The sequence below is a fragment of the Gemmobacter caeruleus genome, from assembly GCF_008271655.1.
Lineage (GTDB): Bacteria > Pseudomonadota > Alphaproteobacteria > Rhodobacterales > Rhodobacteraceae > Gemmobacter > Gemmobacter caeruleus.
On sequence record NZ_VKKX01000044.1, the window covers coordinates 72,443 to 95,726 of the forward strand.

Genomic DNA, 23,284 nt, shown 5'->3' on the forward strand with positions numbered 1-23,284 from the left:
TGAATCTACAGAAAATCCAGTTGATTTGTTCTCTGTTTGATCTCATAAGTGGGAACAATGCAGGAACGCTGGCGGGGCCGGGCAGAAATGCGCGGCATTGCTACGGATCGGCGGCTATGGGATAAGGACCGCAACATATGGCGACGGCAACCCTCTTCGAGCTGAACGGAAAGCGCGACATGGACAAGCAGAAGGCGCTGGAAAGCGCGCTGGCACAAATCGAACGGCAGTTCGGCAAGGGCTCGATCATGAAGCTGGGGTCGGAAAACCCGGCGATGGAGATCGAGGCGACCTCGACCGGCTCGCTGGGGCTGGATATCGCGCTTGGCATCGGCGGCCTGCCGAAAGGCCGGATCGTGGAGATTTACGGGCCCGAAAGCTCGGGCAAGACCACGCTGACGCTGCATGTCGTGGCGGAGGAGCAGAAGAAAGGCGGTGTCTGCGCCTTTGTCGATGCCGAACACGCGCTCGACCCGATGTATGCCAAGAAACTGGGCGTCAATCTGGATGAATTGCTGATCAGCCAGCCCGATACCGGCGAACAGGCGCTGGAGATCGTTGATACGCTGGTGCGGTCGGGGGCGGTCAGCCTGGTCGTGGTCGACTCGGTCGCGGCGCTGACGCCCAAGGCGGAGATCGAGGGCGACATGGGCGATGCGACCGTCGGCGCCCAGGCCCGCCTGATGAGCCAGGCGATGCGCAAGCTGACGGCCTCGATCGGGCGGTCCAATTGCATGGTGATCTTCATCAACCAGATCCGCATGAAGATCGGCGTGATGTTCGGCAACCCCGAAACCACGACCGGCGGTCATGCGCTGAAATTCTATGCCAGCGTCCGCCTTGATATCCGCCGCACCGGCGCGATCAAGGACCGCGACGAGGTGGTGGGCAACACCACCCGGGTGAAGGTGGTGAAGAACAAGGTCGCGCCGCCCTTCAAGCAGGTCGAATTTGACATCATGTATGGCGAGGGCATCTCCAAGACCGGCGAGCTGATCGACATCGGCGTGAAGGCCGGCGTGGTGGAGAAATCGGGCTCGTGGTATTCCTATGGCGATGAACGCATCGGCCAGGGCCGCGAGAACGCCAAGACCTTTCTCAAGGCCAATCCCGCCGTCGCGCTGGAGATCGAGGACAAGATCCGCGCGGCCAACGGGCTGGATTTCCACATCGCCGAGGGCGGGCAGGAAGACGATCTCGTGGATATGTGATCAAATTCCGATGCAAGGCACGGAAATCAGGGCGCTTTCAGGCGCCCTTTTTCATGGCGGCCGCGCGGGGGTGGTGGACAGCACCCGCCCGCATCGCTAAACGGATTTCGACATATGCCCCAGGCACAGGAGCCGCCTTCCCATGCCGTCGTTGAACGACATCCGGTCCACCTTCCTCGATTACTTCCAGCGCAATGGTCATACCGTGGTGGACAGCAGCCCGCTGGTGCCGCGCAACGACCCGACGCTGATGTTCACCAATTCGGGCATGGTGCAGTTCAAGAACTGCTTCACCGGGGTGGAGCGGCGCGATTACGTCCGCGCGACCACCGCGCAGAAATGCGTGCGCGCCGGCGGCAAGCATAACGACCTCGACAATGTGGGCTATACCGCGCGGCACCATACCTTCTTTGAAATGCTGGGCAATTTCAGCTTTGGCGACTATTTCAAGGAAGGCGCGATCAATTTCGCCTGGGAATTGCTGACCAAGGACTTCGGCCTGCCGAAAGACAAGCTGCTGGTCACCGTCTATCACACCGATGATGAGGCGGCGGAGATCTGGAAGAAGGTGACCGGCTTTGCCGATCACAAGATCATCCGCATCCCGACCAAGGACAATTTCTGGCAGATGGGCCCGACCGGCCCCTGCGGCCCCTGCACCGAGATCTTCTACGATCACGGCGAACACATCTGGGGCGGCCCGCCCGGCAGCGCCGATGAGGATGGCGACCGCTTCATCGAGATCTGGAACAACGTCTTCATGCAGAACGAGCAGTTCGAGGACGGCTCGATGGTCGAACTGGAGATGCAGTCGATCGACACCGGCATGGGGCTGGAACGGATCGGCGCGCTGTTGCAGGGCAAGCACGACAATTACGACACCGACCTGATGCGCGCGCTGATCGAGGCTTCGGCGCATCTGACCTCGACCGACCCGGACGGGCCGGGCAAGGTGCATCACCGCGTTGTGGCCGATCACCTGCGCTCCACCTCGTTCCTGATCGCGGACGGGGTCATGCCGTCGAATGACGGGCGCGGCTATGTGCTGCGGCGGATCCTGCGCCGGGCGATGCGGCATCTCAACATGCTGGGGATGCGCGATGTCAGCATGTTCAAGCTGGTGCCGGCGCTGGTGCGGCAGATGGGCACCGCCTATCCCGAGCTGAACCGGGCGCAGAACCTCATCGAGGAGACGCTGCGGCTGGAGGAGACCAAGTTCCGCACCACGCTGGATCGCGGGCTGAAGCTGCTGGATGAGGAATTGTCGGGCCTGCCCGAAGGCGCCGATCTGCCGGGGCCGACCGCGTTCAAGCTCTATGATACCTATGGTTTCCCGCTGGACCTGACGCAGGATGCGCTGCGCGAAAAGGGCCGTGCGGTGGATGTCGCGGGGTTTGATGCCGCGATGGACGAACAGCGCGCCAAGGCCCGTGCCTCCTGGGCGGGGTCGGGCGAGGCGGCGGACGCGAAGATCTGGTTCGAACTGGCCGATCAGCATGGCGCGACCGAATTCCTGGGCTATGACGGCGAGGCGGCCGAGGGGCAGATCCTTGCCATCGTCAAGGATGGCGCCGCCATCGGTTCGACCGACGAGGCCAAGGGGCAGGTGGTGACCATCGTGGTGAACCAGACGCCGTTCTATGCCGAAAGCGGCGGTCAGGTCGGCGATCAGGGCTATATCCGCACCGATACGGGCCTTGCCCGCGTGACCGATACCCGCAAGGTGGCCGGTGTCTTCCAGCATGTCGCCGAGATTCTGGAGGGCGCGATTGCCAAGGGCCAGCCCGCGCGGCTGGAACTGGATCACGCGCGACGCCAGTCGATCCGTGCCAACCACTCGGCCACGCACCTGTTGAACGAGGCGCTGCGCAATGTGCTGGGCGATCATGTCGCGCAGCGCGGCTCGCTGAATGCGGCGGATCGGCTGCGTTTCGACTTTGCCCATTCCAAGGCGATGACGGCGGGTGAACTGGCGGCGGTCGAGACCGAGGTGAACCACTACATCCGGCAGAACGGCGCGGTGGAGACCCGGCTGATGTCGCCCGATGACGCGCGCGGCCTGGGCGCGCAGGCGCTGTTCGGCGAGAAATACGGCGAAGAGGTGCGCGTCGTGTCGATGGGCCGTCTGAGCGGTTCGGGCAAGGGGATGGATGGCCACACCTACTCGATCGAGCTTTGTGGCGGCACCCATGTGCGGCAACTGGGCGAAATCGGGGCCTTTGTGCTGCTGTCGGACAGCGCGTCGTCTTCGGGCGTGCGGCGGATCGAGGCGCTGACCGGCGCCGAGGCGCTGGCCCATATGGCGCGGCAGGCGCAGATGCTGGCCGATGTCGCGGCGGTGCTGAAGACGCCGGCGGCAGAACTGGCCGACCGGGCAAAGGCGCTGCTGGATGAACGCAAGAAGCTGGAAAACGAGGTGGCGCAGCTGCGCCGCGAGCTGGCCATGGGCGGCAAGTCCGGCGGGCCGGAGGCGAAAGAGGTGAATGGCGTCAAGTTCATCGCCCAGGTGCTGAGCGGTGTTTCCGGCAAGGATCTGCCCGGCCTGATCGACGAGATGAAGGCGCGGCTTGGCTCTGGCGCGGTGCTGCTGATCGCCGATACCGGCGCGAAGCCGGCGGTGGCGGCGGGCGTCACGGCCGATCTGACCGCGCGGCTTTCGGCGGTGACGCTGGTCAAGGCCGCGGCCGAGGCGCTTGGCGGCAAGGGGGGCGGTGGTCGCCCCGACATGGCGCAGGCAGGTGGCGCCGATATTGCCCAGGCTGAGGCCGCGATTGCCGCCGCCGAAGCCGTGATCGGAGGATAAGCCATGCCCACGGCCCTGTGGATTGCCCATGTCGAAGTGACCGACCCCGAGGCCTATGGCCGCTATGCCGCCGGGGCAACCGGCGCGATTGCGGCGCATGGCGGGGTGTTCCTTGCCCGTGGCGGCCGCCATGTCCAGCTTGAGGGCAATGACCGCGCCCGCAATGTCGTGGCGCGCTTCCCCTCGCTGGAGGCGGCGGTGGCCTGCTACAACAGCGCCGATTACCAGGCGGCACTTGCCCATGCCAAGGGCGCCAGCATCCGCGACCTTGTGGTTGTCGAAGAAGCGAACTGAGCAGAAGCCGCCCCTTGGGGCGGCTTTTTCACAGCGGCAGCGCGGTGGTTTCCTTGGTTTCCTCCATCACGAAACTGGCGGAAACATCGTGCAGATCGACCCGCGCGATCAGATCCTTGTAAAGCCGGTCATAGGCCTTCACATCGGCGACGCGGGCGCGGATCAGGTAATCCAGATCGCCGGTCATGCGATAGGCGCCAAGGATTTCGGGCATGTCGCGGGTGGCGCGGGTAAAGCGCTCCAGCCAGTCGGGCGTGTGGCGATCCGACTTGATCATCATGAAGACAGTCAGACCCAGCCCCAGCTTTTCGGGATCGAGCAGCGCGACCCGGGCACGGATCAGCCCGGCCTCCTCATAGGCCTTTACCCGGCGCCAGACGGCGTTGCGCGACAGCCCGATCCGTTCGCCCAATTCCTCGAGCGAGAGGCCCGCATCGCGTTGCAGGATGGCCAGAAGCCGGCGGTCCAGATGATCGAGTTTCACCATGAACCGCAGAATTGCGGGAAATTATCCCGATTGCAATCGCTTTCGCCGCGCGAAGCCAGCTTCTTATTTGCGCAACATCCTGTAGAATGGAATGCAAGAAACGCAAGCAAGGCAGGCAGGCGACATGTGGGATGATTGTGCGGATTTGACCGCGAGGGGGCGCTGATGTGCCGTTGGGCCGCCTATATCGGCGCACCGATCTATCTTGAGGATATCGTCAGCCGCCCGCAACATTCGCTGATCCATCAGAGCCATTGCGCCACCGAATGCCGCACCACGATCAATGCCGACGGATTCGGCATCGCCTGGTATGGCGAGCGCGAGGAGCCGGGTCTCTATCGTGATGTCATGCCGGCCTGGAGCGACCCCAATCTGCGCAGTCTGGTGGCAACGGTGAAATCCGGCCTGTTTCTCGCCCATGTGAGGGCCTCCACCGGCACGGCCACCAGCCGCAACAATTGTCACCCCTTCACCTGGGGCCGCTGGAGCTTCATGCATAATGGTCAGGTCGGGGGCTATGACCATTTTCGCCGCTATGCCGACATGCTGATCCCCGACGCGCTCTATCCCTATCGCAAGGGCGCGACCGACAGCGAGGCGCTGTTTCTGGCTGCCATCGCCGAGGGGCTGGACAATGACCCGCGCGGCGCCATGGAGCGCGCTGCGGCGGCCTTCATCCGGCTGGCCCGCGACAAGGGCGAGGCGCCGCATCTGCGCCTGACAGTGGCCATGTCCGACGGCACCCGGCTTTATGCCATGCGCTATGCGACCGATGATCTGGCGCCGAGCCTCTATCACCGCTGGTCACAGACCCGCCAGGGCCGCGCGGTCGTGTCGGAGCCGCTGGAAACCAGCGAAGGCGACTGGCTGGAAATCCCGCCCAACAGCTTTTGCACCTTTGAGGGCGATAGCGTCCGGGTCGAGGATTTCCTGCCCTGCCGCCTCGCTGCGGCGGCCTGACGCAAAAAAAGGGGGCTGCCGCCCCCTCGGCTGCGCCTCACCCCCGCGAGTATTTCGGCAAGGAGCAAGACAGACTGCGATCTGCCTTTGCTTCTTGTGCAAATACTCCGGGGGGGGGCGCCGCAGGCGCGGGGGCAGCGCCCCCGGACCCGGTCAGATCACTCGGCGCGCGACTGGCGCTTGCGCTCATGCGGGTCCAGCTCGCGCTTGCGCAGGCGGACGATCTTGGGCGTCACCTCGACCAGTTCGTCGTCGTCGATATAGGCGATGGCTTCCTCGAGCGACATGCGCACCGGCGGCGTCAGGCGCACGGCCTCGTCGGTGCCAGAGGCGCGGACGTTGGTCAGCTTCTTGCCCTTGAGCGGGTTCACCTCAAGGTCATTGTCGCGCGAATGTTCGCCGATGATCATGCCGCCATAGACCGCTTCCTGCGCGCCGATGAACATGCGGCCGCGTTCCTCCAGGTTCCACAGCGCATAGGCGACCGAGGTGCCGTTCTCCATCGAGATCAGCACGCCCTGACGGCGGCCCTGGATCGGGCCCTTGTGCGGCGCCCAGTCGTGGAAGATGCGGTTCAGCACGCCCGAGCCGCGCGTATCGGTCAGGAACTGACCGTGATAGCCGATCAGCCCGCGCGAGGGGACATGCGCCACGATCCGGGTCTTGCCGACGCCGGCGGGTTTCATTTCCACCAGATCGCCCTTGCGTTCGCCGGTCAGCTTGTCGATCACCGCGCCGGAATATTCGTCATCGACATCGACGATGACTTCTTCGATCGGCTCCATCCGCTGCCCGCCTTCCTCGCGGAAGATCACGCGCGGGCGCGAGATCGACAGTTCGAACCCTTCGCGGCGCATGTTCTCGATCAGCACGCCCATCTGCAATTCGCCCCGGCCCGAGACGATGAAGGCCTCGCCGCCGGGGGTATCCTCGACGCGGATGGCGACATTGGTCTCGGCCTCTTTCAGCAGGCGTTCGCGGATGACGCGGCTTTGCACCTTGCTGCCGTCGCGGCCGGCCAGCGGGCTGTCATTGATGCCGAAGGTCACGCTGATCGTCGGCGGGTCGATCGGCTGGGCGGGAAGGGCGGTGTCGATCGACAGATCGCAGAGCGTATCGGCCACGGTCGCCTTGGTCATGCCGGCGATGGTGACGATATCGCCCGCCACGGCCTCGTCGATGGGCTGTTGCGACAGCCCGCGAAAGGCGAGGATCTTGGTCACGCGAAACTGTTCGATCCGCTCGCCCGTGCGGGTCAGCGCCTTGAGCGAGGTGCCGACCTTGAGCGTGCCGGCCTCGACCCGGCCGGTCAGGATGCGCCCGATGAACGGGTCGGCCGACAGGGTGGTGGCCAGCATCTGGAAGGGTTCGGACTGGCGGGCGAGCTGTTTCGGCGCGGGCACATGGCGCACCACAAGTTCGAACAGCGCCGTCAGATCCTTGCGCGGGCCATCGAGGCTGTCATCGGCCCAGCCGGCACGGCCCGAGGCATAGAGATGCGGGAAGTCGAGCTGTTCGTCATTGGCACCCAGATTGGCGAACAGATCGAACACCTCGTTCAGGGCGCGGTCGGGTTCGGCATCGGGCTTGTCCACCTTGTTCAGCACAACGATGGGGCGCAGGCCCAGGGCGAGCGCCTTGGAGGTCACGAATTTCGTCTGCGGCATCGGGCCTTCGGCGGCATCGACCAGCAGCACCACGCCATCGACCATGTTGAGGATACGCTCCACCTCGCCGCCGAAATCGGCGTGGCCGGGGGTATCGACGATATTGATCCGCGTGCCGTTCCATTCGACCGAGGTCGCCTTGGCCAGGATGGTGATCCCGCGTTCGCGTTCGATATCGTTGCTGTCCATGGCGCGTTCGCTGACGGCCTGATTTTCGCGGAAGGCGCCGGACTGTTTCAGCAGTTCGTCCACGAGGGTCGTCTTGCCATGGTCAACGTGCGCAATGATCGCGATGTTGCGAAGCTCCATCGGAGGGGTCTCTTTCACAGAATGGGTTTGGGGGCGCCTTACAGGAGCCCAAGCGGAAAGACCAGTGAAACCTGTGCGAAACGCGCGTCAGGTCACCACATACCAGTCGCGGCGATGGTTCATGGCGATGATGGCGTTCAGGATCAGCGCGCCAAGCGCCGACCACAGCACCCGGTCCGGGGGCAGGATGAGCAGCGCCACCGCAAACAGCGTGAGGTCAAAGCCCAGTTGCACCCAGCCCGCGCGCAGCCCGGTGCGGTCTTGCACGATCAGCGCGACGATGGACACGCCGCCCAGGCTGGAGGCATGGCGAAACAGCCCCAGCAGCCCCACGCCGCAGACCACGCCGAACAGGATCGCCGCTGCCGCCGGATGGATGCCGCCGACCGGCACGAAGGGGGCCATGGCCTCGGCCAGAAAGGACACCGCGCTGACCGAGAGAAAGCTCTTGAGCGCAAAGCCCGGCCCCTTGCGCGCCCAGGCAAAGGCATAGAAGGGCAGGTTGACCAGAAAGAACACGAGGCCAAAGCTCCAGCCGCTGCCATAGGCGATCAGCAGCGCCATGCCCGCCGTGCCGCCGGTGATCAGACCGGCCGAGCGCAGCAGGTGGATGCCGAGCGCCGCCTCGGTCGTGGCGACGAGCAGCCCTTGCGCGTCTTCGGGGGCGGAGTAGCGGGGGGATGAAAGGTCAGTGTTCATGACCTTATTTTGCCGCATGGCAGCGCTGCGGTCGCCTGCCAATCCGTCATGGCAGGGTTGCGGGGCGCGAATGGCTCAGGTCGCGATATAGCGGTCGCGGCGGTGGTTGAGACCGATCACCAGGTTCAGCACCACGGCGCCCAGAAAAGACCAGGCCACCGTGGGCAGGTCGCGCAGCGTCAGCGCCAGGGCAAAGACCCCCACATCGAACAGAAGCTGCGTCCAGCCGGCGCGGAACCCGGTCTTGTCTTGCAGCCACAGCGCCACGATGCCGACGCCGCCAAGGCTCGCGCCATGGCGAAACAGCGCGAGCAGCGCCGAGCCGGAGATGAAGCCCACCAGCACCGCGCCAAGCGCCGGGCGCAGGCTGGCAAAGCTGACATAGCGCGGCAGCACCTGCGCCAACACCGAAAGCGCGGCGACCGCGACGAAGGTCTTGATCACGAAACCCGCGCCAAAGCGGCGATAGCCCAGCCAGTAGAAGGGCAGGTTGATCAAGAAGAAAACCGGGCCAAAGCCCCAGCCCGTCGCGTAAGAGATCAGCACGGCAAGGCCGGCGGTCTGGCCGGTGACAAAGCCGAGATGGGTCAGGATGACGATGCCGAAGGCGGCCATGGTCGCGCCATAGGCCAGGCCCTGCGCATCGTCGATCAGGCTGTGGCGGGTCGGGTTGGCGTCGGGGGCGTCGCTCATGTCGGCATTTCTGCTTGGGTGCGGTGTGATCGGGCGGCAACGATTGCAGGGCCCGGGCAAGCGGGTCGCACAAAGAATTTGCCGGGGCAAGCGCCTTCTGACATGACCTCGTGATCCGGCAATCACAGACAGGAGGGCGGATCATGTCTCATGCACGTTGCGCCCGGCTTGCCGGCGGGCAGAATTATGGCACCGGGCGCCTGTTTGGCACCCGAACTTCACGCCGCTGATTTCTGCCGCCGTCGCCCCCAGGGGCGACAAAATGTCTGACCCCCGACCGGATCACCGATAATCCCCGCCGCGCGGCATTGCGCGCGCCCGGGCCGTTCTCCGGTCATTTTCAACCCCGAACAGAGGCCGGATCCTGCCATGCGCAGCCCGGGAATGACATGACACATGATCTTGTGATGGCCCCTCTGGGCCAAACCCTGCAACAGCTTGTCGCCGCCTTTGGCTGGCGTCGGGTCTTTGTGACGACGCTGACCGCCGGCCTGCGGATGCGGCGCGACAGGCGGGTGGAAGGCCGGCTGGAGGCGCTGGACGAGCATATTCGGCGGGATATGGGCCTGCCGCCCAAAGCGGCGCCCCCGGTGCCGCCGCCGCCATTGCGGGGGCTGTGGTAAAATGGAAGGGGCGGCCCGAAGGCCGCCCCTTTTTCGATTTTTCGGCGAAAAATCGTGGCCCCTTGCTCAGGCGAGGGCCTTGTTGAGATATTCGTCCACCTTTTCCAGGTAGCCCATGGTGGTCAGCCATTTCTGATCCGGGCCGACCAGCAGCGCCAGATCCTTGGTCATCCAGCCGTCTTCGACGGTCTGCACGCAGACCTTTTCCAGCGTCTCGGCAAAGCGCGCCAGTTCGGCATTGCCGTCCAGTTTCGCGCGATGCTTCAGGCCGCCGGTCCAGGCAAAGATCGACGCGATGGAGTTGGTCGAGGTTTCCTTGCCGGCCTGGTGCTGGCGATAGTGGCGGGTCACGGTGCCATGCGCGGCCTCGGCCTCCACGGTCTTGCCATCGGGCGTCATCAGCACAGAGGTCATCAGGCCCAGCGAGCCGAAGCCCTGCGCCACGGTATCCGACTGCACGTCGCCGTCATAGTTCTTGCAGGCCCAGATATAGCCGCCCGACCATTTCAGCGCCGAAGCCACCATGTCGTCGATCAGGCGGTGTTCGTAATGGATGCCGGCGGCCTTGAACTTGTCTTCGAATTCCTCGGCATAGACCTTGGCGAACAGATCCTTGAAGCGGCCGTCATAGGCCTTGAGGATGGTGTTCTTGGTGGACAGGTAAACCGGCCAGCCCTTCATGAGACCGTAATTCATCGACGAACGGGCGAAGTCGATGATCGACTGGTCGAGGTTATACATGCCCATGGCCACGCCGGCGGCGGGGGCGTCGAACACGTCACGCTCGATCACGGTGCCATCTTCGCCCACGAATTTCATCGTGAGCTTGCCCTTGCCGGGGAACAGGAAGTCGGTGGCGCGATACTGGTCGCCAAAGGCGTGACGGCCGACGACGATCGGCTGGGTCCAGCCGGGCACCAGACGCGGCACGTTCTTGCAGATGATCGGCTCGCGGAAAATCACGCCGCCGAGGATGTTGCGGATGGTGCCGTTGGGCGATTTCCACATCTGCTTCAGGCCGAATTCCTCGACCCGCTGTTCATCGGGGGTGATGGTGGCGCATTTCACCGCCACGCCGACTTCCTTGGTCTTCAGCGCGGAATCGATGGTGATCTGGTCATTGGTGCGGTCACGCTCCTCGATGCCGAGATCGTAATAGAGCAGGTCAACATCCAGATAGGGCAGGATCAGCTTCTTCTTGATGAAATCCCAGATGATCCGGGTCATTTCATCGCCGTCCATCTCCACGATGGGGTTCGCCACCTTGATCTTGGTCATGCGCCTGGCCTTTTTCAGGTTGAGGATTCGGATGCAGGCTGCATAACGGAAAAGCGGGGCCAAGGGAAGCCCGGTATGCAATTGCATACCAAATTCCGCCCATGGTTTCGGAGGGGTGCGGTGCGGCTGGCAGGTGTCACGCTTGTTCTGATCGGTGTCATGGCGGTGCAGGCCGCGGCGCAGGGCTTGCCCACGCGGCGGGGCATGGCGCAGGCGGCGCCGGGATTGTGGATCGACGCCGCCGCAACCGGGGCAGAGATCGCGGCCATCCGCGACCGCATCGCGGCCGCCTCGGTCAAGGTGGCGGGGCGGCTGGGGGCGGCGCAGCCGGTCGAATGGTGGATCTGCACCACCAGGGCCTGCGACAGCGCCAATGGCATGAAGGCGCGCGGCATCACCTATGGCGCGAGCCTCATCACGCTCAATGCCAATGCCGGGCGCGATCCGGGCGTCTATGTGCATGAGCTGACCCATGCCACGCTGCATGGCGCCTTGCCGCTGGGCGGGCTGTTTTCCACCGCGCTGCCGCTCTGGTTTGACGAAGGCGTGGCGGTGATCCTGTCGGGCGAGCCGCCGGCGGCCGCGAAAAAGGCTGCCTGTGCCAAGCCGCAAAAGGGGCGCCTGCCGCAAAACGCGCGGGAATTCAACAGAATGGCGCCCAATGCGAAGAAGGCGTTGCCGGTCTATACCCGTTCGGCCTGCGCGGTGCGCGACTGGATGGCCGAGGGCAACCGGCTGCGCGATCTGCTGCCCATGCTACGCGCGGGGCGGCGCTTGCCCTGAGCGTCAGGCGCGATCAAAGAATGGCGCGGCGCGGGTGTTGACCCAATCCCAGACGCCGGGGGCGCCACGAGCGATCTTGCTGCCGACGCGGCTGACCAGCTGGTCATAGGTCACCGCATAGGTGATCCAGGTGCCACCGCCCGACATGAGGTTGGCCAGCACCGGCTGCACGCGATCGAGGCTTTTGGCAAAGAGGGCGTCGGGGCTTTCGGCGGCTTCGAATTCCTCCCATGTTGCACGAAGATCGTCGCGCAGCGCATTGGGAAGCAATCCGAAAATTCGATCTGCCGCGCGGGCTTCGGCGGCCTGGGTGGCGGCGCTGCCATGGGCGGTGCCATTGGCGGAATGGATCGGCACATCGCCCACGTCGATTTCCACCAGATCATGCAGCAACAGCATGCGGATCACCCGCGCCACATCGACCCCGGGCGCGGCGTGATCGGCCAGGATCAGCGCATAAAGCGCCAGATGCCAGCTATGTTCGCCCGAATTTTCGGGGCGCGAGCCATCGACCAGCGTCGTGGCGCGGTCAACCGATTTCAGCCGGTCGGCCTCGGCCAGAAAGGCCAGTCGCGCGGCGAGGTCCGCAGGCGCGGCGCCCGCATCGCCCGCAAGCAGAGCCGAGGCAAGCGCATGAATCTCGGGCCACTCGGTGCGGAAACGGGCCGCGCGGCCGGTGGCAAGATTATCGCGCACCACCTCAACATGATCTGCCAAGGGTTTGTTTGCAAAAAGAACCTGAAAGATCGGCTGCGCATGGTCATAGCGCTTTGCCAGCCGTGCCTCGGGCGTTTCGGCCGCCTCGAATTCCTGCCAGAGCGCCAGGCATCGCCCGGCCAGATCGGCGGGCAAGAGGCCAAAGAGACGCCGCGCCGCCGCCAGTTCGGCCGCCGCCACCGCCGCCCCATCATGCGCCAGATGGATCGGATGATCGCCGCAGTCGATTTCGGGCAGGTCATGCAGCAGGAGCATGGCGATGACCCGATCCAGATCGACGCCCGCCGGCGCGCCCATCACCAAGGCCCACAGCGCCAGATGCCAGCTGTGTTCGGCCACATTTTCGGGCCGGCTGCCATCCATCAGCACATTGGCGCGGGTCACCGATTTCAGCCGGTCCGCCTCGTTCAGAAAGGCGAACTGGCGGGTCAGCCGCTCACTCACCCGTCTTGGCCTTGCGAAAGGCGCCCAGGCGACGGTTGAGCAATTCTCGCGCGCGGCGCTCGGCCAGCCGCACGCGCATCGCCGTCATGAACCCGTCCTCCATCGAGGGAGAGAGCGAGGCGAGCATCTTGCCGATTTCCATGTAGAAGCGTTCCTCGCCCATCTCGTCCATCGCGGAGAGAACATCGCGGGCCAGCGCATCGGCCAGATCCTCGGTGACGCTCATCAGCGGGTTCCTTCGCCCAGACGCCGTTTCACATAGGTCGAAACCGTGTCGAGCATCGGCTTCATGTGCTGTTCCTCATTGGTGAAGAAGTGATCGGCCCCCTCCACCTGTTCATGGGTGATGGTGATGCCCTTCTGCTCGTGCAGCTTGTTCACCAGGCTCAGCGTATCCTTGGGCGGCGCGATCCGGTCGGCGGTGCCGTTGATGATCAGGCCCGAAGACGGGCAGGGCGCGAGAAAGCTGAAATCATAGCGCGAGGCATCGGGCGCGACCGAGACAAAGCCGGTGATTTCAGGCCGGCGCATCAGAAGCTGCATGCCGACCCAGGCCCCGAAGGAAAAGCCCGCGACCCAGCAATGCTTGGAGTTCTGGTTCATGCTTTGCAGATAATCGAGCGCCGAGGCCGCATCCGACAATTCGCCGATGCCCTGATCGTATTCGCCCTGGCTGCGCCCCACACCCCGGAAATTGAAGCGCAGCACGGTGAAGCCCAGATTGTAGAAGGTGTAGTGCAGGTTATAGACGACCTTCTGGTTCATCGTGCCGCCGAATTGCGGATGCGGGTGCAGCACGATGGCGATCGGGGCGTCGCGATCCTTTTGCGGGTGGTAACGGCCTTCGAGGCGGCCTTCGGGGCCGGCAAAGATCACTTCGGGCATGCTGTCGCCTTTTTCCTTGTCCCGCCCAAGGAGATTGCGCAATCCGGGCGGTTGTTCTAATCCCTGCGGCGATGCCGCGGGCACGGGGTTGAGTTAAGCGCCCCTGCCGTTGGCGTCAATGGATTTGGGGAGGGCTGCCCGTGAAACTCTCGACGAAAGGCCGCTATGCCATGGTCGCGCTGGCCGATCTTGCCTTGGCCGGCCCCGAGGATCTGGTTTCGCTGGCCGAGATTTCCAAGCGGCAGGATATTTCGCTGCCCTATCTGGAACAGCTTTTCGTCAAGCTGCGCCGCGCCGGTCTGGTCGAGGCGGTGCGCGGCCCGGGTGGCGGCTATCGTCTGGCGCGCAGCCCTTCGGATATCCGCGTGTCGGAGGTGATGGAGGCGGTCGAGGAAACCGTGAACGCGATGCATACCGGGGCCGGGGCCTCGGGCGGGGTGTCGGGGTCGCGGGCGCAATCGCTGACCAACCGGCTGTGGGAGGGGCTGTCGGCCCATGTCTATGTCTTCCTGCACCAGACCCGGCTCAGCGATGTGATCCGCAACGAAATGCGGCCATGCCCGGCCGTGCCCGCGCTGTTCCGCGTGGTGGATGACGAGTGACGGAAGGCCAGGCTGATGCGTGAAAGACTCTATCTGTTCGACACCACCCTGCGGGATGGCCAGCAGACCCAGGGCGTGCAGTTCTCCATGCCGGAAAAGGTGCAGATTGCCCGCGCGCTCGACGCGCTCGGCGTGGATTATATCGAGGGCGGCTGGCCGGGTGCCAACCCGACCGACAGCGATTTCTTTCGCGACCGCCCGCAGACCCGCGCGACCTTTACCGCCTTTGGCATGACCAAGCGCGCCGGGCGGTCGGCGGAAAATGACGATGTGCTGGCGGCGGTGCTGGATGCCGGCACGCCGGCGGTCTGCCTTGTGGGCAAGACGCATGATTTTCATGTGACCACCGCGCTTGGCATCACCCTGCCGGAAAATCTGGAGAATATCCGCGCCTCCATCGCCCATGTCGTCGCCAGGGGGCGCGAGGCGATGCTGGATGCCGAACATTTCTTTGACGGCTACAAGGCCAACCCGGATTATGCGCTGCAATGCCTGATCGCCGCCCGCGATGCCGGCGCGCGCTGGATCGTGTTGTGCGATACCAATGGCGGCACCCTGCCCGAAGATGTGGGTCGGATCACCGCCGAAGTGATCGCGGCCGGCATTCCGGGCGACCGGCTGGGCATCCATTGCCATGACGATACCGGCAATGCGGTGGCCAATTCGCTGGCCGCGGTGCGGGCCGGGGCGCGGCAGGTGCAGGGCACGCTGAACGGCCTGGGCGAACGCTGCGGCAATGCCAATCTGACGACACTGATCCCGACGCTTCTGCTGAAAGAGCCGTTCCGTTCGGATTGCGAGACGGGCATTTCCGATGCCGCGCTGGCGGGGCTTTTGAAGACCTCGCGCATGCTCGACGATATCCTGAACCGGGTGCCGCTGCGTTCGGCGCCCTATGTCGGGGCCTCGGCCTTTGCCCATAAGGCGGGGCTGCATGCCAGCGCGATCCTCAAGGATCCGACGACCTATGAACATGTCGATCCGGCGGTGATCGGCAATGAGCGGCTGATCCCGATGTCGAACCAGGCCGGGCAGTCGAATCTGCGCGCCCGGCTGGCGGCGGCGGGGATCGAGGTCGCGCCCGGCGATGCGCGGCTGTCGGCCATTCTCGACACGATCAAGACGCGCGAGGATGAGGGCTATGCGTATGACGGCGCGCAGGCGAGTTTCGAGCTGCTGGCGCGGCGCGAACTGGGCCTGTGCCCGAGCTTTTTCGAGGTGAAGCGCTACCGGGTGAACATCGAACGCCGCAAGAACAAGTATGACCGAATGGTCAGCCTGTCCGAGGCGGTGGTGGTGGTCAAGATCGGCGGGCAAAAGGTGATGTCGGTCTCGGACAGCATGGATGAGGCGGCCTCGGATCGCGGCCCGGTCAATGCGCTCTACAAGGCACTGGTCAAGGATCTCGGGCCCTATCAGACTTGTATCGACGACATGAAACTGGTCGATTTCAAGGTCCGCATCACCCAGGGCGGGACCGAGGCCGTGACCCGGGTCATCATCGACAGCGAGGATGGTCAGGGCCGGCGCTGGTCCACCGTGGGGGTCAGCCCCAATATCGTGGATGCCAGTTTCGAGGCGCTGCTGGAGGCGATCCAGTGGAAGCTGATCCGCGATGCGGTGGTGCCCGCCGAATGACCGAAGCCTGCGCCGAGATCGTGCAACGCGCCGACCCGGAGCGTTTCGCCGCGCTGATGGCCGCGCCGGTGGCGGATCGGCCGGCGCTGGCGGTGATCTATGCCTTCAATGCCGAACTCGCCCGCGCGCCCTGGGCCAGCCAGGAGCCGATGATCGCCGAGATGCGCCTGCAATGGTGGCATGACGGCATCGAGGCCGAGGCCGCCGGACCATCATCCCCGCACGAGGTGTTGACGCCGCTGGGAAAACTGATCCGCACCAAAGCCTTGCCGCTTGATCTTCTGACGGGAATGGTGGCGGCGCGGCAATGGGATATCTACCGCGATCCGCATGCGGATGAGGCCGCGCTCTGGGCCTATCTGACGGCGACGGGCGGCGGGGTGATGGCGCTGGCCAGCCTTGCCACCGGCGCGCCCGGCGCGGTCCGCCTGGCAGCGCTGGCGCTTGGCGCGGCGCAGGGGCTTGCCAATTACCTGCGTGCGGTGCCACGGCTTGAGGAACTGGGGCGCATCCCGCTGGTCGATGGGCGCCCCGAGGCGGTGGCGGCGCTGGCGCGGCAGGGGCTTGGGCTGCTCGACAAGGCGGCCGGCGTGCCGCGCGGCGCGGCGCTGGCGGCCTCGGCCACGCGGCCCTTGCTGCGCCAGGCGGCGGCCGAGCCGGGCCGCGTGGCGGAGGGCAGGCTGGAAATCTCAGAGTTCCAGCGCCGGAAACGTCTGCTTTGGCAAAGCCTTACGGGGCGTTTCTGACCTAGGGGCGCGGCGCCCGGACCCACGGGAAGACGCCTCCGGCGGGAGTATTCTTTCAAGAAGCAAATGCCAAGGTCTTGCTCCTTGTCCAAATACTCATCTTTCAGCCGGGCAGCTTGTCCTTGAGGAAGGACAGCGCGACTTGCAGACCGTCGGGCGCGATGCCATGGCCGGTGCCTTTCATGACATGGCCATAGACCTCGAACCCGGCAGTGACCAGCGCGTCGCCGGCGCGGCTCATGTCGGCGAAGGGCACGACCTCATCGGCGTCGCCATGGACCAGCAGCACCGGCGGTTTCACCCGGGTCTCGGCGGCAAGGGTTTCGGGCTGCAACAGGCGGCCCGAAAAGCCGACGACGCCGGCCATGGCCGTATCGCGACGCGGCGCGAGGTGGAGGCTCATCATCGTGCCTTGCGAAAACCCAACCAGGGCAAGGGCTTCGATGCCGATCTTCTCATCCGCCAGTTTGGCGTCGATAAAGGCATTGAGCTTGTCGAGCGAAACCGCCATCGAGGCGCGCGCGGCCTCTTCGGAGGAGCCGTCGAGCCAGGGGATCGGGAACCATTGATAGCCGAAGGGACTGCCCACGCAGCGTTCCGGGGCATTCGGGCTGTAGAAGACCGTATCCGGCAGATGCGGCGCGAGCGGATCGGCCAGCCCCAGCAGATCGGCCCCGTCGGCGCCGTAGCCATGCACGAAGATGACCATCGAGCGCGTCTTGCCCGATTTCGGTGCCTTGCGTTGCGATTCCAGCATCATCTGACCCCTTCACGATCCTTTGCCACCCGGTAGTAGGCCCAGAGCAGCCGCGCCGCAACCGATCTCCAGGGCGACCAGGCGGCGGCAATCTCGCGCATGCCGCGTTCGTTGGGGCGACTGTCGAGGCCGAACAGCAGGCGCGCGGCCTCTTGCAGGGCCAGATCGTTATGCGCAAAGACATCGGCGCGCCCAAGGCTGAACATGGCGTAGATCTCGGCTGTCCAGGCGCCGATCCCTGGCAATTCAACCAGTTGCGCGATGACCTTCGCGTCGGGCAACTCGGTCAGGGCATCAAAGTCGAGACCGGATTCCACCAATGCCCTTGCATAGCGCAGTTTCGGACGCGACAGGCCGCAGGCGCGCAGCGCCTCGTCCGGGGATGCGCGGATGGCGGCGGGCGTGGTCAGGCCGGCGGCTTCGACCCGCGCCCAGATCGCCCGGGCCGAGGCGGTGGAGACCTGCTGGCTGACAATGGCCGAAAGCAGTTCGGCAAAGCCCTCCGGGCGGCGGCGCAGTGGCAATTCGCCTGTCAGGGCATAGGCTTGCGCAAATCTGTTGTCATGGCGTGACAGCCAGTCCATCCCCTCGGCCAGGTCTTCCGGCCCTTCGATGATCCGCCCGATCATGTTTCCCCCGCGCTTTGCCGCAGGCTATCCCCTTGTAACTTGGCGCGGCAAGCGGTTACCTCGCGCCATGACAGAGCCCAACGATACCCTGGCCCGCCGCAACATGTGGGTGCTGATCGCCGCGCAGGCGGTGCTTGGCGCGCAGATGCCGATCATCTTTACCATTGGCGGTCTGGCGGGCAGCCGGCTGGCATCGAACCCCTGTTGGGCGACGCTGCCGATCTCGTTGACCGTGATCGGCTCGATGCTGTGGGCGCAGCCGCTTTCGGCGGTGATGCAGCGGCGCGGGCGGCGCACGGGATTCGTGATCGGCGCGCTGGCGGGGGCTTCGGGGGCGGCGCTGGCGGCCTGGGGGCTTTACCACGATTCCTTCCTGCTGTTCTGCCTCGCCAGCCTGCTGACCGGCGGCTACATGTCGGCGCAGGGCTTTTACCGTTTTGCCGCCGCCGATCTGGCGAGCGAGTCGTTCCGCCCCAAGGCGATTTCCGGGGTGATGGCGGGGGGGCTGGCCTCGGCGGTGTTCGGGCCGCAACTGGTGAACCTGACGGCGCAGGCCATGGTGGTGCCGTTTCTGGCCAGCTATCTGACAGTGATCGCGCTCAATCTCGGGGGGATGGGGCTGTTTGCGGCGCTGCACAGCCCGCCGCCGGCGCCGCGCAGGGCCAATGCGCCGCGCGGCCGAAGCCGGATGGAGTTGTTGCGCGAGCCGGCCATCGCGGTGGCGGTGGTCTGCGGCACGGTCAGCTATGCGCTGATGAACCTGGTGATGACCTCGTCGCCGCTGGCGGTGGTGGGCTGCGGGTTCGAGACCTCGGACGCCGCCAATATCGTTTCGGCGCATGTGCTGGCGATGTATGCGCCCAGCTTTGTCACCGGCCATGTCATCGCCCGCATCGGTGTTGAAAAGGTCATCGCGCTTGGCCTGACCATCCTGGCCGCCTCGGGGGCGGTGGCGATGTCGGGTGTCAATCTGGAGAATTTCTTTGTCGCGCTGGTGCTGCTGGGGATCGGCTGGAATTTCGGCTTTATCGGCGCGACCACGATGATCGCCGCGCATCACCGCCCCGAGGAACGCGGCACGATGCAGGGGCTGAACGATGCGCTGGTCTTTGGCGGCGTGTCGCTGGCCAGCCTGTCTTCGGGCGGGTTGATGAACTGTTCGGGCGGCACGCCGCAGGATGGCTGGTCGGCAGTGAACATGGCGATGCTGCCTTTCCTGATCCTGGCGGGGGGCGCGCTGATCTGGTTCGCATTGCGCCCGAAAGAGACGCGCTGACCCCGCGCGCCTGCCTGCGCCTTCATCAGAGTTTTACCAAGCGACGCCATGCTGTTCCGCGACAGCATGGGGCTTGTCAGCCTCGGGACACGATATATAGTCAAGGTGTCGGGGCGGGCTCCCCGCCCCGCAGGCCGCAAGGCGCGGGACAAAGGCGGAGTCACAGATGGACGGCGATTTCAGGTCGAATTTCGTGCGCGAACCGGCGGGGATGCGGCATTACCCGGCGCTGGTGCTGAACGCGGATTACCGGCCCTTGTCCTATTACCCGCTCAGCCTCTGGCCCTGGCAGGAGACGATCAAGGCGGTCTGCCTCGACCGGGTGCAGATCCTCGCGCAATATGAGGCGGTGGTGCGCAGCCAGAGGTCGGAGTTCCGCATACCCTCGGTCGTGGTGCTGAAAGATTTCGTCAAACCCCAGAAGCGCGTGGCCTTCACGCGCTTCAATCTTTTTCTGCGGGACGAATTCTGTTGCCAGTATTGCGGCAGCCGGGGCGACCTGACCTTTGACCATGTGGTGCCGCGATCCAAGGGGGGCATCACCAGCTGGGAAAACGTCGTGGCGGCGTGCAGTCCCTGCAACCTGAAAAAGGCCAACAAGACGCTGCGTCAGGTCGGCATGCGCCTGCAGCGGCCCCCGCGCCAGCCCACGCCCGAGGAGATGATGGCGCATGGCCGGCGCTTCCCGCCGAACCACCTGCATGACAGCTGGCTTGACTATCTCTATTGGGATGCCGAACTGGATGCGTGACGCGGGCGTTACAAAACTGTCGTAAAATCGTGACATTGGCGCCGCGGGGCGGCTATCCTGACGCTTCGTGCCGAAGGAGAAGCCGATGATCGTCAGTCTTGCCACTGCCACCCTGAACATGTCCGTCGCCCTGGGCTGCGGCGCCCTGATCGGGATGGAGCGGCAGATGCGGCAGCGCAAGGCCGGCTTGCGCACCAATGCCCTGGTGGCGCTTGGCGCGGCGGCCTTCGTGCTGTTTTCGCTGACCCATGATCAGGATACCAGCCCCACGCGGATGGCGGCGCAGGTGGTGTCGGGGATCGGTTTCCTGGGGGCGGGAATCATCTTTCGCGACGGGCTGAACGTGCATGGCCTGACCACCGCCGCGACCATGTGGTGTGCGGCCGCGGTCGGGGTGCTGGCGGGGGGCGGTTACTGGGCGCATGCGCTGGTGACGACGGCGCTGGTGGTCTTTGTCAATCTGGGCCTGCGGCCGCTGGTGCAATGGATGAAGCGCAAGGCCCGGGCCGGCGCGCCCGGCCTGCGCCATTACGCCGTGGCCGTCGCCTGCGCGCCCGAGCGTGAGGGCGATGCCCGCAGCCTGATCCTGCGCACGCTGGGGGTGGCGGGCTGGCAGGTGGCCGAGCTTTCGCTGACGCGCGAGGGCGATTCCATCCTTCTGACCGCGGATGTTTCGGCCGAGGCCAAGACCGAGCATGATCTGGATCAGGCCGTGGCGCGCATTGCCGCCGAGCCGGGCCTGAAATCCGTGCGCTGGCATGTGATGGACGAGGCGTGACGCGCGCAGACGTTTTCCTGCCCTGAAAGCGATGCTAGACTTTTGCCGAGGCAGCGGCTAGAACCGCTTTCGTTAGCGCTAACAATCCAGCGCCAGACAGCGAGGAGAGCCATGGTTTCGCGCGTCATTCCGGTTGAGGTCTTTGACCTTGTGATCTTCGGTGCCACGGGCGATCTGGCCCGGCGCAAAATCCTTCCCGGTCTGTATCGGCGCTATCTGGCGGGGCAGGTCCCCGGCGAAAGCCGCATCATCGGCGCCGCGCGCACCGAACTGGACAGCGCGGGGTTTCGGGATCTGGTCGCGCAGGCCATCGCCGAATTCATGCCCTCTGCGCCGCGGGGCGATGATCTGGCGGCGTTTCTGGCGTTGCTCGATTATGTCTCGATCGACGCGGCCAAGGGCGAAGATGGCTGGCGCACATTGGCGGGGCTGATGCGCGACGGGGTGGTGCGCGCCTTCTATTTCTCGGTCGCGCCGTCGCTGTTTGGCGAACTGGCCGAAAAGCTGCATACCCATGGCATCGCCAATGCCGAGTCGCGCATCGTGGTGGAAAAGCCCTTTGGCCGCGATCTGGCCACCGCGCGGGCGCTGAATGCGACGCTGGCCAGCCATTTCGAGGAAAGCCAGATCTACCGGATCGACCATTATCTCGGCAAGGAAACCGTGCAGAACCTGATGGCGGTGCGCTTTGCCAATATCCTGTTCGAGCCGCTGTGGAACAGCCAGTTCATCGACCATGTGCAGATCACCGTCGCGGAGACCGTGGGGGTTGAGGGGCGCGGCTCGTATTATGACAAGTCGGGCGCGATGCGCGACATGGTGCAGAACCACCTGATGCAACTGCTGTGCCTGATTGCGATGGAGCCGCCCTTCCATTTCGACCCGAATGCGGTTCGGGACGAAAAGCTGAAGGTTATCCGTGCCTTGCAGCCCGTTCCTGCGGATGACATCGTGCGCGGCCAATATCATGCGACCAAGACCGCGCCGGGCTATCTGCAAGATTCCGAAAACCCGGAATCGCGCACCGAAAGCTATATCGCACTGAAGGTGCATGTCGCGAACTGGCGGTGGAAGGGCACGCCCTTTTATCTGCGCACCGGCAAGAAGCTGCGCGCGCGGGCGTCGGAAATCGCCATCGTCTTCAAGGAACCGCCGCATTCGATCTTTGACGATGCCGAGGGCTGGCGCGAAAATGTGCTGGTGATCCGGCTGCAACCGAATGAGGGCATGAACCTCTCGGTCATGATCAAGGAGCCCGGGCCGGGCGGGATGCGGCTGATGCAGGTGCCGCTCGACATGTCCTTCGCCGATGCGCTTGGCGAAGAAGCGGCTGATATTCCAGATGCTTACGAGCGTTTGATCATGGATGTGATCCGGGGCAACCAGACCCTGTTCATGCGTGGCGACGAGCTGGAGGCCGCCTGGGCCTGGACCGACCCGATCATCCAGGGCTGGGAGGCGCGCGGTGACCGGCCGCGCGGCTACGATCAGGGGTCGTCCGGGCCGGAAGACGCGCTGATGCTGATGCATCGCGACGGGCGCCGCTGGCGGGAGATTCGCGAATGAACCTGATCGAATACCCGGATCGCGAATTGCTCATGCTGTCGCTGGCCGACCGGATCGCGGGCGAGCTGGCCGATTTCCTGCGGCGCGAGGGGCGCGCCTCGCTCTGCGTGCCCGGCGGCACCACGCCGGGGCCGATCTTCGACACGCTGTCAGGGGTCGATCTGGACTGGGCGCAGGTCAGCGTCTTTCTGAACGATGAACGCTGGGTGGGCGAGGACAATCCGCGTTCCAACACCCGGCTGTTGCGGGAAAGATTGTTGCGGGGCAAGGCCTTGGCGGCCAATCTTGTGCCACTTTATCACCCCGCCGAAACACCCGAAACCGTGCTGGACGGGCTGGCCGAGGGGCTGCGCCCGCATCTGCCGATCTCGGTCCTGCTGCTGGGCATGGGGGCCGACATGCACACGGCCAGCCTGTTTCCCGGCGCCGACCGCTTGGCCGAGGGGCTGGCGCCCGACGCGCCCATCCTGTTGCCGATGCGGGCCGCAGCGGCGGGCGAGCCGCGCATCACGCTGACCGCGCCGTATCTGGCGGATGCGATGAATATCCATGTGCTGATCACCGGCGCCGAAAAGCGCGCCGCCATCGAACGCGCCGCGCATCTGCCGCCTGAACAGGCGCCGATTGCGGCGGTACTGAAGAATGCCACGGTCCATTGGGCCGAATGAACCACGTTCAGGAGCTTGAT

General features: G+C 65.0%; 24 protein-coding genes. 14 read left to right on the forward strand and 10 right to left on the reverse strand.

The genetic code is table 11. The features are described from left to right. Positions 1-137: 137 nt before the first annotated feature. From recA to FOA17_RS13745, 3 genes are all read left to right on the forward strand, one after another. Positions 138-1,211, forward strand: coding sequence for a recombinase RecA (gene recA, locus FOA17_RS13735; protein WP_149142079.1), 1,074 nt, complete (start codon positions 138-140; stop codon positions 1,209-1,211). 142 nt (positions 1,212-1,353) lie between these two features. Further along, positions 1,354-4,014, forward strand: coding sequence for an alanine--tRNA ligase (gene alaS, locus FOA17_RS13740; protein ID WP_149142080.1), 2,661 nt, complete (start codon positions 1,354-1,356; stop codon positions 4,012-4,014). 3 nt (positions 4,015-4,017) lie between these two features. Continuing rightward, complete coding sequence (locus FOA17_RS13745; protein ID WP_149142081.1) at positions 4,018-4,308, forward strand: DUF1330 domain-containing protein; 291 nt, start codon at positions 4,018-4,020, stop codon at positions 4,306-4,308. A gap of 28 nt (positions 4,309-4,336) precedes the next feature. Here the strand turns inward: FOA17_RS13745 and FOA17_RS13750 are convergent, their stop codons facing one another. Further along, positions 4,337-4,795 carry an Lrp/AsnC family transcriptional regulator gene (locus tag FOA17_RS13750; protein WP_149142082.1) on the reverse strand — a complete coding sequence of 153 codons (459 nt, stop codon included), beginning with the start codon at positions 4,793-4,795 and terminating at the stop codon, positions 4,337-4,339. 165 nt (positions 4,796-4,960) lie between these two features. Between FOA17_RS13750 and FOA17_RS13755 the strand changes: the two genes are divergently transcribed. Next, positions 4,961-5,755, forward strand: coding sequence for a class II glutamine amidotransferase (locus tag FOA17_RS13755; RefSeq protein WP_149142083.1), 795 nt, complete (start codon positions 4,961-4,963; stop codon positions 5,753-5,755). A gap of 158 nt (positions 5,756-5,913) precedes the next feature. Here FOA17_RS13755 and typA read toward each other — a convergent pair whose 3' ends face one another. The 3 genes from typA to FOA17_RS13770 all read right to left on the reverse strand — a co-directional run bounded on the left by typA (position 5,914) and on the right by FOA17_RS13770 (position 9,123). After that, the gene (gene typA / locus FOA17_RS13760) at positions 5,914-7,731 is read right to left on the reverse strand and encodes a translational GTPase TypA (RefSeq protein WP_149142084.1); all 1,818 of its coding nucleotides are present in this window, start codon (positions 7,729-7,731) and stop codon (positions 5,914-5,916) included. A gap of 87 nt (positions 7,732-7,818) precedes the next feature. After that, a complete protein-coding gene (locus tag FOA17_RS13765; RefSeq protein WP_149142085.1) occupies positions 7,819-8,430 on the reverse strand; it encodes a YitT family protein in 612 nt (203 codons plus the stop codon). A gap of 75 nt (positions 8,431-8,505) precedes the next feature. Beyond that, a complete protein-coding gene (locus FOA17_RS13770; RefSeq protein WP_149142086.1) occupies positions 8,506-9,123 on the reverse strand; it encodes a YitT family protein in 618 nt (205 codons plus the stop codon). Positions 9,124-9,512: 389 nt separating this feature from the next. Between FOA17_RS13770 and FOA17_RS13775 the strand changes: the two genes are divergently transcribed. Continuing rightward, entirely contained in the window at positions 9,513-9,746 is a 234-nt protein-coding gene (locus FOA17_RS13775) for a hypothetical protein (protein WP_149142087.1), read from the forward strand. Between the two features lie 66 nt (positions 9,747-9,812). Here the strand turns inward: FOA17_RS13775 and FOA17_RS13780 are convergent, their stop codons facing one another. Continuing rightward, positions 9,813-11,024: an NADP-dependent isocitrate dehydrogenase gene (locus FOA17_RS13780; protein ID WP_149142088.1), complete on the reverse strand. Its 1,212-nt coding sequence runs from the start codon at positions 11,022-11,024 to the stop codon at positions 9,813-9,815. Between the two features lie 75 nt (positions 11,025-11,099). Between FOA17_RS13780 and FOA17_RS13785 the strand changes: the two genes are divergently transcribed. Continuing rightward, the gene (locus tag FOA17_RS13785) at positions 11,100-11,807 is read left to right on the forward strand and encodes a hypothetical protein (protein WP_203232330.1); all 708 of its coding nucleotides are present in this window, start codon (positions 11,100-11,102) and stop codon (positions 11,805-11,807) included. Positions 11,808-11,810: 3 nt separating this feature from the next. Here FOA17_RS13785 and FOA17_RS13790 read toward each other — a convergent pair whose 3' ends face one another. From FOA17_RS13790 to FOA17_RS13800, 3 genes are read right to left on the reverse strand one after another with little or no spacing between them, the layout of a single operon-like run. After that, positions 11,811-12,968, reverse strand: a complete 1,158-nt coding sequence (locus FOA17_RS13790; RefSeq protein ID WP_149142090.1) for an HD domain-containing protein — start codon at positions 12,966-12,968, stop codon at positions 11,811-11,813. Further along, positions 12,961-13,194 carry a hypothetical protein gene (locus FOA17_RS13795; protein ID WP_149142091.1) on the reverse strand — a complete coding sequence of 78 codons (234 nt, stop codon included), beginning with the start codon at positions 13,192-13,194 and terminating at the stop codon, positions 12,961-12,963. The genes FOA17_RS13790 and FOA17_RS13795 overlap by 8 nt, the downstream gene beginning before the upstream one ends. Further along, positions 13,194-13,853 carry an alpha/beta hydrolase gene (locus tag FOA17_RS13800; protein ID WP_149142092.1) on the reverse strand — a complete coding sequence of 220 codons (660 nt, stop codon included), beginning with the start codon at positions 13,851-13,853 and terminating at the stop codon, positions 13,194-13,196. Before FOA17_RS13800 ends, FOA17_RS13795 begins: the two co-directional genes overlap by 1 nt. 140 nt (positions 13,854-13,993) lie before the next feature. Here FOA17_RS13800 and iscR point away from each other — a divergent pair, with 140 nt between their 5' ends. From iscR to FOA17_RS13815, 3 genes are read left to right on the forward strand one after another with little or no spacing between them, the layout of a single operon-like run. Further along, the gene (gene iscR / locus FOA17_RS13805) at positions 13,994-14,455 is read left to right on the forward strand and encodes a Fe-S cluster assembly transcriptional regulator IscR (protein ID WP_149142093.1); all 462 of its coding nucleotides are present in this window, start codon (positions 13,994-13,996) and stop codon (positions 14,453-14,455) included. A 15-nt stretch (positions 14,456-14,470) separates the two neighbouring features. Further along, a complete protein-coding gene (gene cimA / locus FOA17_RS13810; protein WP_149142094.1) occupies positions 14,471-16,093 on the forward strand; it encodes a citramalate synthase in 1,623 nt (540 codons plus the stop codon). Then, positions 16,090-16,839 carry a squalene/phytoene synthase family protein gene (locus FOA17_RS13815; protein ID WP_149142095.1) on the forward strand — a complete coding sequence of 250 codons (750 nt, stop codon included), beginning with the start codon at positions 16,090-16,092 and terminating at the stop codon, positions 16,837-16,839. Before cimA ends, FOA17_RS13815 begins: the two co-directional genes overlap by 4 nt. Before the next feature lie 103 nt (positions 16,840-16,942). Here FOA17_RS13815 and FOA17_RS13820 read toward each other — a convergent pair whose 3' ends face one another. Both FOA17_RS13820 and FOA17_RS13825 read right to left on the reverse strand, forming a co-directional pair. Then, on the reverse strand, positions 16,943-17,599 hold the full coding sequence (locus FOA17_RS13820) for an alpha/beta hydrolase (protein ID WP_149142096.1): 657 nt from the start codon (positions 17,597-17,599) through the stop codon (positions 16,943-16,945). Next, positions 17,596-18,225: a DNA-3-methyladenine glycosylase family protein gene (locus FOA17_RS13825; RefSeq protein ID WP_149142097.1), complete on the reverse strand. Its 630-nt coding sequence runs from the start codon at positions 18,223-18,225 to the stop codon at positions 17,596-17,598. Before FOA17_RS13825 ends, FOA17_RS13820 begins: the two co-directional genes overlap by 4 nt. Before the next feature lie 67 nt (positions 18,226-18,292). On the opposite strand from FOA17_RS13825, the gene FOA17_RS13830 reads away from it, so the two are divergent. From FOA17_RS13830 to pgl, 5 genes are all read left to right on the forward strand, one after another. Further along, entirely contained in the window at positions 18,293-19,501 is a 1,209-nt protein-coding gene (locus tag FOA17_RS13830; protein ID WP_149142098.1) for an MFS transporter, read from the forward strand. A 166-nt stretch (positions 19,502-19,667) separates the two neighbouring features. Next, positions 19,668-20,252: an HNH endonuclease gene (locus FOA17_RS13835; RefSeq protein WP_149142099.1), complete on the forward strand. Its 585-nt coding sequence runs from the start codon at positions 19,668-19,670 to the stop codon at positions 20,250-20,252. Positions 20,253-20,337: 85 nt separating this feature from the next. Further along, positions 20,338-21,030 carry an MgtC/SapB family protein gene (locus FOA17_RS13840; protein ID WP_149142100.1) on the forward strand — a complete coding sequence of 231 codons (693 nt, stop codon included), beginning with the start codon at positions 20,338-20,340 and terminating at the stop codon, positions 21,028-21,030. Between the two features lie 111 nt (positions 21,031-21,141). After that, a complete protein-coding gene (gene zwf / locus FOA17_RS13845) occupies positions 21,142-22,596 on the forward strand; it encodes a glucose-6-phosphate dehydrogenase (RefSeq protein ID WP_149142101.1) in 1,455 nt (484 codons plus the stop codon). Continuing rightward, positions 22,593-23,264 carry a 6-phosphogluconolactonase gene (gene pgl, locus FOA17_RS13850; RefSeq protein ID WP_149142102.1) on the forward strand — a complete coding sequence of 224 codons (672 nt, stop codon included), beginning with the start codon at positions 22,593-22,595 and terminating at the stop codon, positions 23,262-23,264. The genes zwf and pgl overlap by 4 nt, the downstream gene beginning before the upstream one ends. Positions 23,265-23,284 lie beyond the last annotated feature (20 nt).

What these genes read in the sequence shown, in the direction of transcription:
- recA (WP_149142079.1), top strand. Translation starts at nt 138, where the DNA reads ATGGCGACGGCAACCCTCTTCGAGCTGAACGGAAAGCGCGACATGGAC.
- alaS (WP_149142080.1), top strand. Translation starts at nt 1,354, where the DNA reads ATGCCGTCGTTGAACGACATCCGGTCCACCTTCCTCGATTACTTCCAG.
- FOA17_RS13745 (WP_149142081.1), top strand. Translation starts at nt 4,018, where the DNA reads ATGCCCACGGCCCTGTGGATTGCCCATGTCGAAGTGACCGACCCCGAG.
- FOA17_RS13750 (WP_149142082.1), bottom strand. Translation starts at nt 4,795, where the DNA reads ATGGTGAAACTCGATCATCTGGACCGCCGGCTTCTGGCCATCCTGCAA.
- FOA17_RS13755 (WP_149142083.1), top strand. Translation starts at nt 4,961, where the DNA reads ATGTGCCGTTGGGCCGCCTATATCGGCGCACCGATCTATCTTGAGGAT.
- typA (WP_149142084.1), bottom strand. Translation starts at nt 7,731, where the DNA reads ATGGAGCTTCGCAACATCGCGATCATTGCGCACGTTGACCATGGCAAG.
- FOA17_RS13765 (WP_149142085.1), bottom strand. Translation starts at nt 8,430, where the DNA reads ATGAACACTGACCTTTCATCCCCCCGCTACTCCGCCCCCGAAGACGCG.
- FOA17_RS13770 (WP_149142086.1), bottom strand. Translation starts at nt 9,123, where the DNA reads ATGAGCGACGCCCCCGACGCCAACCCGACCCGCCACAGCCTGATCGAC.
- FOA17_RS13775 (WP_149142087.1), top strand. Translation starts at nt 9,513, where the DNA reads ATGACACATGATCTTGTGATGGCCCCTCTGGGCCAAACCCTGCAACAG.
- FOA17_RS13780 (WP_149142088.1), bottom strand. Translation starts at nt 11,024, where the DNA reads ATGACCAAGATCAAGGTGGCGAACCCCATCGTGGAGATGGACGGCGAT.
- FOA17_RS13785 (WP_203232330.1), top strand. Translation starts at nt 11,100, where the DNA reads ATGCAATTGCATACCAAATTCCGCCCATGGTTTCGGAGGGGTGCGGTG.
- FOA17_RS13795 (WP_149142091.1), bottom strand. Translation starts at nt 13,194, where the DNA reads ATGAGCGTCACCGAGGATCTGGCCGATGCGCTGGCCCGCGATGTTCTC.
- FOA17_RS13800 (WP_149142092.1), bottom strand. Translation starts at nt 13,853, where the DNA reads ATGCCCGAAGTGATCTTTGCCGGCCCCGAAGGCCGCCTCGAAGGCCGT.
- cimA (WP_149142094.1), top strand. Translation starts at nt 14,471, where the DNA reads ATGCGTGAAAGACTCTATCTGTTCGACACCACCCTGCGGGATGGCCAG.
- FOA17_RS13815 (WP_149142095.1), top strand. Translation starts at nt 16,090, where the DNA reads ATGACCGAAGCCTGCGCCGAGATCGTGCAACGCGCCGACCCGGAGCGT.
- FOA17_RS13820 (WP_149142096.1), bottom strand. Translation starts at nt 17,599, where the DNA reads ATGATGCTGGAATCGCAACGCAAGGCACCGAAATCGGGCAAGACGCGC.
- FOA17_RS13825 (WP_149142097.1), bottom strand. Translation starts at nt 18,225, where the DNA reads ATGATCGGGCGGATCATCGAAGGGCCGGAAGACCTGGCCGAGGGGATG.
- FOA17_RS13830 (WP_149142098.1), top strand. Translation starts at nt 18,293, where the DNA reads ATGACAGAGCCCAACGATACCCTGGCCCGCCGCAACATGTGGGTGCTG.
- FOA17_RS13835 (WP_149142099.1), top strand. Translation starts at nt 19,668, where the DNA reads ATGGACGGCGATTTCAGGTCGAATTTCGTGCGCGAACCGGCGGGGATG.
- FOA17_RS13840 (WP_149142100.1), top strand. Translation starts at nt 20,338, where the DNA reads ATGATCGTCAGTCTTGCCACTGCCACCCTGAACATGTCCGTCGCCCTG.
- zwf (WP_149142101.1), top strand. Translation starts at nt 21,142, where the DNA reads ATGGTTTCGCGCGTCATTCCGGTTGAGGTCTTTGACCTTGTGATCTTC.
- pgl (WP_149142102.1), top strand. Translation starts at nt 22,593, where the DNA reads ATGAACCTGATCGAATACCCGGATCGCGAATTGCTCATGCTGTCGCTG.